We start from the raw sequence: 3,870 nt of genomic DNA, 5'->3' as shown, positions 1-3,870 counted from the left end.
CTGAGTTGAGTAAGCTCACCGGCAAAGCCTGCTGCATCAATGACAGGGCATCATCCACCAGATGAATCGCCCCACCCCGGGACAACGGCATCAGACATTCAAAAATCGACAGGTCGAAGTTCATCGATGTCGAGAAAAGTGTCTCCCGGCTTTCTTCCGCCGCAAACGCCTGCCGCGCCCAGCACAAGAAGTTCACCGTATTCCGGTGCTCAATCATCACCCCTTTGGGCACGCCGGTAGAACCAGAGGTATAAATCACATACGCCAGATGCCGTGGCGTCAACGCCGTTCTCTGTGGATTACGGTCTGGCTGCTCTGGCAGGGTATTCGGGTCAAACACAATCAGGCCAGCAAGGGCTTCCTCACCCAGTGCGCCACATCCCGTACTGTCCGCCAGGACAATAACCGGTGCGGCATCAGTCAGAATATGAGCCAGACGCTCTCCCGGATAAGCTGGGTCCAGTGGCACATAAGCCCCACCGGCTTTCAGTACCGCCAACAGCGCCACCACCATGGCCGGGGAACGTGATACGCAAATCGCCACCCGCTGGTCTGGCTCCACGCCCAAGGCAATCAACTGATGAGCCAGCCGGTTGGCGTGGGCATTTAATTGCGCATAGCTAAGGGCCTGCGCTTCATACACTAACGCGGTTGCGTCCGGGGTCTTCTCCACCTGTTGTTCAAACAACTGATGAACACATAACAGGTCAGGATAGGGAGTTTCCGTGGCGTTCCACGATTTTAACAACAACGTACGCTCTGCTTCCGGTAGGATTTCCAATGCCCGAACAGGCATTTCCGGGGCTTGCTCCAGCGCTTCCACCAGACTTTCCAGCGCCTGCTGCATATAACCGCACAGGTTTTCCGGATCAAACGGTTGCACTGCCTGAGCGGTCAGCCCCAGCGATTCACCAAAATCCTCCACCGACAGCATAAACGGATAGTTGGTCCGCTCCTGTCCAACCAGAAATTCAATACCACTTATCAATTCATCTGACGTTTCCAGCAAGGCATTATGTCGATAGTTCAACAGACTACTAAAGAGTGGGATATCCCCCCGCACCCCACTGCAACGCTGGACTAGCGCCAGTGAAGCATGCTCATGCATCAATAATCCAGCCAGCCGGGTATGAGCAGCCTGTACGCTGTCCCGCACCGGGGTCTCATTGATATCCAGACGTAACGGCAGGGTATTGATAAACAACCCCATGCCATTGTCGGTTCCTTCACCTGACGCCATCCGCCCAAACAACACCGTACCGAACACCACTTTCTCCTGACCACTGGTACGCGACAACACTTGCGCCCAGGCCAGATGACACAACGCCGCCAGACTGACGCCCAAATACCGGGCCTGACTACGCAGACGGTCATTCAGCTCAGGTGCTAGCATCCGTCGCGATTCTGTCACCTGTGAACCATCACGGTGCACCTCAGTCAAGCCAAACGGCAAGGTTGGCTCATCCACCTCCGCCAGCATGTCAGTAAAGAAACGGATGTGTTCTTCCTGACTGACCCCTAACCGAGCCTCTGCCACCAGATTGCGGAACGGGACCGACGCGGGCAAGCTATTCCCTTGCCCGGCAAGGAATGCCTGTACTTCTCGGCTCATCACTTCCAGCGTGATATGGTCGCCAATCAGGTGATGCAGCAGTTGCAGCATAATCCAGCGGCCATCAGTCTCCTGAGCGACTACAAAGCGCAATAACGACGCCTGGCCCAAATCGAGACGATAATGACGGGGATTAAAACGTTGCACCAATTGATCACAAACCGCCCCATCAGCCGGGTCCAGCGTCAATTCAGTCACCAACAAAGGTGCCTGACGCCAGACTACCTGAACCGGGACGGACAATCCTTCCCAGATAAAGGCGGTTCGCAGAATATCGTGGCGATCAACCACCTGTTCCACCGCCGCCAAATAACTATCCAGCAAAGTCCGGTCAGCAAAGGTTATCTGGTTGACTAACAAATACGGATCACCTTCGCTTGCCAACAAGTGGTGGAACAAAATCCCGTCCTGCAACGGCGACAACGCATAGATGTCCTGAATATTGGCTATCCCACCCAGCACTTGACCGACGATACGGTCAATCTCTGACTGAGTTAAATCTATCAGCGGTAACATCTCTGGCGTCAATTCCGTGGTCATCGGCGTGATAACATTCGGCGGCACTATCACAGCCTGATGCTGCCCCAACGTTTGGGCCAGTTCAGACAACACCGGCGACTGGAACAGATCACGCACCGCCAGTGTCAATCCCTGATGACGCAAGCGTTCAATCATACGTACCGCCAGCAGTGAATGGCCGCCCAGGGCAAAGAAATTATCGTGCCGGCTGATCTGGTCAATCCCCAGCAACTCACACCAAATCTCCGCTAACGAGATTTCCGTTTCTCCCTGCGGCGCTTCGTAAACCTGACGGGCAAACGCCCCACTGTCCGGTTCCGGGAGGGCGCGGCGATCCAGCTTACCGTTTGGCGTTAACGGGAATGCATCCAGCCGCACAAAGGCTGATGGCACCATATAATCCGGCAACAGGGCGCTCAGGTGGATACGCAGGCTATTGACCAGCTCCTCATGGGCCTCAGCCACCACATAAGCCACCAGCCGTTTCTCCGGCCCGTCACCCAACGCCAGCACCACACAGTCATTCACCGCCGGATGCTCCGCTAACCGCGCCTCAATTTCCCCCGGCTCTATTCGGAAACCGCGGATTTTAACCTGATGGTCGTTACGGCCCAAAAATTCCAGATTGCCATCCGGCAAGTAACGGGCCAGATCGCCGGTCCGGTACATCCGTGCATTCGGTTTATCACTGAACAAATCCGTCAGGAAACGTTCTGACGTCAACTCTGGCCGATTCAGATAGCCACGAGCGACAGCGACTCCCCCAATGTAAAGCTCACCACCCCCCCCCCTTGGGACAGGTTTCCCGTGGGTATCGAGAATATAGATTCGGGTATTGGAAATCGGGCGACCAATCGGTACGTTATCGACAAAACCGCTCGGGTGATTAGTATCAAACACGCTACAACCCACGACAGTTTCGGTTGGGCCATACTCGTTGATGATGCGTGATCCAAGCGATAATGTTCGCCATAATGCCACTGTGGAACTGGGCAGAGCTTCCCCGCCCAAGACAAAGCAATGCGCAGGGCATTTTTGTCCCGCTGTTTTCAATTCCTGACCTATTGCTGAGAGATGACCAGGAGTAATTTTAACCAGAGCGCCCGACTCCATTGACAGCAGTGCTGGGAGCAATTCAACCAATTCCTGCCCGTCACGGAGCAAGCGGATCTTACCGCCACACAATAAGGGCAGGTAAAGACTGGTGACCGTGGCATCAAAGGCTATCGGTGACGAAACGATACTATCCAATTGCCTTTCAGTCCGGTAATAACTCAGCGCCCATAGCAGGTAATTACAGACACCACGATGTTCCAGCATCACGCCTTTCGGTGTCCCTGTTGAACCAGAGGTATAAATCACATACGCCAAATGCCGTGGCATCAACGCCGCTATCTGAGGATTACTGTCCGGCTGCTCTGGCTGAGTATTCGGGTCAAGCACAATCAGGCCGGTCAGGGCTTTCTCACCCAGTGCGCTACATCCAGCACTGTCCGCCAGTAAGATAGCCGGAGCAGCATCGGTCAGAATATGGGCCAGACGTTCCCCCGGATAAGCCGGGTCCAGTGGCACATAAGCCCCACCGGCTTTCAGTACCGCCAATATTCCCACCACCATGGCCGGAGAACGTGATACGCAAATCGCCACCCGCTGGTCCGGCTCCACGCCCAGAGCAATCAGCTGATGAGCCAGCCGGTTAGCGCGGGCATTCAATTGCGCATAACTGAGCGTCTGCGTTT

1 protein-coding gene is annotated in these 3,870 nt (G+C 55.0%); it reads right to left on the bottom strand.

Annotated elements, in window-relative coordinates; genetic code table 11:
• The coding region (locus tag EAE89_RS22395) for a non-ribosomal peptide synthetase (protein ID WP_214086610.1) at window positions 1-3,870 on the bottom strand (3,870 nt) is incomplete at both ends.

The organism is Photorhabdus heterorhabditis, assembly GCF_018448905.1.
GTDB lineage: Bacteria > Pseudomonadota > Gammaproteobacteria > Enterobacterales > Enterobacteriaceae > Photorhabdus > Photorhabdus heterorhabditis.
The sequence above is the reverse complement of the archived record's forward strand: the minus strand, read 5'-3'. Positions and strand labels throughout refer to the sequence as shown.